Origin of the sequence: Phytoactinopolyspora endophytica (genome assembly GCF_004138495.1) — a bacterium.
GTDB lineage: Bacteria > Actinomycetota > Actinomycetes > Jiangellales > Jiangellaceae > Phytoactinopolyspora > Phytoactinopolyspora endophytica.
Genome location: NZ_ML142849.1, coordinates 116,435 through 119,534, shown reverse-complemented (window position 1 = coordinate 119,534; position 3,100 = coordinate 116,435). Strand labels below are relative to the sequence as shown.

Below are 3,100 nucleotides of genomic sequence, written 5' to 3'. Positions count from 1 at the left end.
AATCCTCCATGTCTGCCGAGCCGATGGTGGCCGCGTCCAGCGGGATGACGGCGCGGACCTCGTACCCGCCGTCCGGGCGGGGTCCGGTCTCAAGCGACCCACCGACGACGGCGGCGCGCTCCCGCATGCCGATGAGCCCGTGCCCCGCGCCCGTCGGCGCCACCTTCTCCGCCGGGGCGGTGTTCACGATCCGCAGTTCAACAGTCTCGGGGGTGTATCCGACGTCGACGGTCACCGACGCGCCGGGAGCGTGCCGTGCGGCGTTCGCCAGCGACTCCTGCAGGATCCGGTAGACGGACAAGCCGGCTGCCGTGCTCACCTCGGGCGGCGTTCCGCTCGTGTGCCAGCTGACCGGCACTCCGGACCGGCGGGCACCGGCGACCAGTTCTTCGAGCTGGTCGAGGCCGGGCTGCGGCGTCGTCAGGACGTCCTGGCCGTCACTGCGCAGCACGCCGAGCATGCTGCGTATCTCGGTGAGGGCCTGCCGGGCCGAGGCGCTGATCGACGCGAACTCTCCGGCTGCCGCGTCCGAGACGTCGGGCAGCCGGTAGGGCGCGGTCTCGGCTTGCACCACCACCATCGACATATGGTGAGCGACGACGTCGTGCAGGTCGCGGGCGATGCGGGCGCGTTCCTCCAGGACGGTACGGCGTGCCTTCTCCAGGTCGCTCAGCTCGGTCTGGCGTTCCACCTCCTGACCGGCCATACGGCGGGTTCTCAGGAGGTCCCCGATCAGGGCCAGCGCCGATGCGGCCACCAGCATGGTGATGGCGGTGGTCCCTGCCTCGTCGCCGGTGCCGGCGGACAGGACGGCTATCGTGGCGGCCCAGACCCATATCGCGACCCACCTGCCGTGCCTGACCGTGACCAGGAACATCAAGATCAGCCAGACCCATTGCATAGGGACCGGCCAGGTGCCGGGATCCGCGCCGTCCTCACTCGGAGTGCCGATGACGGCCACGACGACGGCGGTGAGCGTGATGAGCCGCCAGCCGATCAGCGGATAGCGTCGTGCCAGCCCGACCGGCAGTGCTATCAGCGCGGAGAGGAAGGGCAACGCCACATCGTGCACCACGAGCGTCTCGTGGATCGAGCCGACCTCGATCCAGAAGACGCCGACAGCCAGGATCCACGGCACCGCGTCCCGGAACCGGCCGGACCAGCTGTACCGGCTCAGCCACCGCTCGGCGACCGGACGGCCGGTCATCGGAGAAGGGCCCCAATCGATGAACGCCTCACGGAACGCGGCCAACAGGGTGGCCGGCAGCGCAGCGAGCGGCACCGCGGGCTCCGCGGGTGCGGTCCGCCTGGGAGCCATCCCGGCCAGGTGGGCGATGAGTCCGGCCATACCGAGGAGGATCGGCCCGACCGTCCAGCCTGCGCGGATGTCATCGGGAACGGAGACGGCGAACAGGGTGCCGGTGGCGAGCCACGTGGTCGGCATGATCGCGATCTGATACCCGCGTCGCAGGCGAGCGGGGGGTATGAACCCGACCGCGAACAGCAGCGCCAGCAGGACGAGGCCATGGACCGCGGGCCATGGCCACGGATCGCCGTCGGTGACGGCCAGCGTGCGCGAGACCAGTAGCGCTCCGCCGGCCGACAACGCCCAGCCGAGCAGCGGCTGCGAGGCGATCAGGCCGAACGGGAGCGCGGCCGCGGCAGCGACAACGGGGATCAGCACGCCAGATACGTCGAGCACCTCATCGACAGACTGCAGCGACATCGCGAAGAGCGCGAGCGCCCCGAGCCATGGCCACCAGAAGCGCGGCTTGAAGCGCGACAACGCGGCGGGCCCGCCTGCCACGCCGTTTCCGGACACCTCCCTCTCGTCGGCCACTCGTTCAGCGTAGCGATCAGACGCCGAACATACGTCGTACTCGGGAGTGACAACCGGTGTGGCTCTGCGGAGTGACGACGACGGCCGGGAACTACCGGCGGGGGCGGTCACAGACGGCTCCGCAGACCGACGAATCCGCAGGTCCAGCCACCTAGCGTCCCTCGTGTCCGCCGGATACCCCGGCGGGCGGCGTGGAAAGGGGCGTGTCATGTGGTCTCGGATCGGCTGGGTGCTGGCCGCGGTGCTGGCGTCGTTCGTTCTCACCGGTGCCGGTCAGGCGAGGACGTCCTCGGACGGTCCGGAGCACCCGGGTGCCGCGCGGGCGGTGGCGGTGCTGACCGGCATCGAAGAGGGCGAGGCCCAAGCCTCGGTACCTGCCGACTTCGCCGAGGTCATGGGCTATGTCCCGGAGCCGTTGACCGGACCCGACGGGTCGGTCCGGCTGACAGCTGCGGACGGTGACTGCTCGACGCCGTTCGGTGGGACGACGTACGGCTTCGACCGGGTCTGCAAGACCCATGACTACGGCTACGACCTCCTCCGGTACGCCGCTGCAGAGGGCGGCGAGCTCGGACCATGGGCGCGGATCGCCATCGATGACATGTTCGGCGAGGAGATGCACCGGCACTGCGAGACCGTCGACGGTGGCGAGCCCTGCCAGGTACTGGCCGGAACCGGCGAGAGCCTGGTCAAGGTCAACTCGTGGCGGCAGGGACAGGGGGTCCCGGAGCTGGAGAGCTCCGGTCCGTACATCGCATCGGCGGCGCTGCTGGTCGCGGCGGTCATGGCGCCGCCCATCGTGCGCCGCGTCGCGCGGCGAGATCGGCGAGCCTCAGCCCGACCGGTGCCCGGCGACACCGTCGTCGCGACCGCGGACGGCGAGAAGGTCGACACCGGGACCGTTCGGTGAGGGGCGGGACTTCGGTGTCTGGACGGGACCGGGCGGCCGGGCGGGACCGGGCGGCCGCGCGGATCACGGCGGCGACTCCGCCCGACCGTGACCGCGTGATCGATCTCGTCCGGGTGGCAAGCCTGCTCGTGGTAGTCGTAGGCCACTGGATGATGGCGGACGTCAGCTTCATCGGTGGACGGGTGAGCGCGTCGAACGCCTTGAGCGTCCTTCCGGCGCTGCACCCCGTGACCTGGCTGCTGCAGGTGATCCCGTTGTTCTTCGTCGCCGGCGGGTACGCGAACGTGACGGTATGGCGTCGTACCAGGGCGCGCGGCGCGAGCTACCGGGAGTATCTGCGTGGGCGGGTG

General features: G+C 70.6%; 2 protein-coding genes and 1 pseudogene. 2 read left to right on the top strand and 1 reads right to left on the bottom strand.

Translation table 11 applies throughout. The features are described from left to right. The coding region (locus ELR45_RS00550) for a sensor histidine kinase (protein WP_165367332.1) at positions 1-1,840 on the bottom strand (1,840 nt) is incomplete at its 3' end. 208 nt (positions 1,841-2,048) lie between these two features. On the opposite strand from ELR45_RS00550, the gene ELR45_RS00545 reads away from it, so the two are divergent. Both ELR45_RS00545 and ELR45_RS34285 read left to right on the top strand, forming a co-directional pair. After that, positions 2,049-2,750, top strand: a complete 702-nt coding sequence (locus tag ELR45_RS00545) for a hypothetical protein (protein ID WP_129662592.1) — start codon at positions 2,049-2,051, stop codon at positions 2,748-2,750. A 14-nt stretch (positions 2,751-2,764) separates the two neighbouring features. Beyond that, positions 2,765-3,100, top strand: a pseudogene (locus ELR45_RS34285) (acyltransferase family protein); the annotation flags it as partial.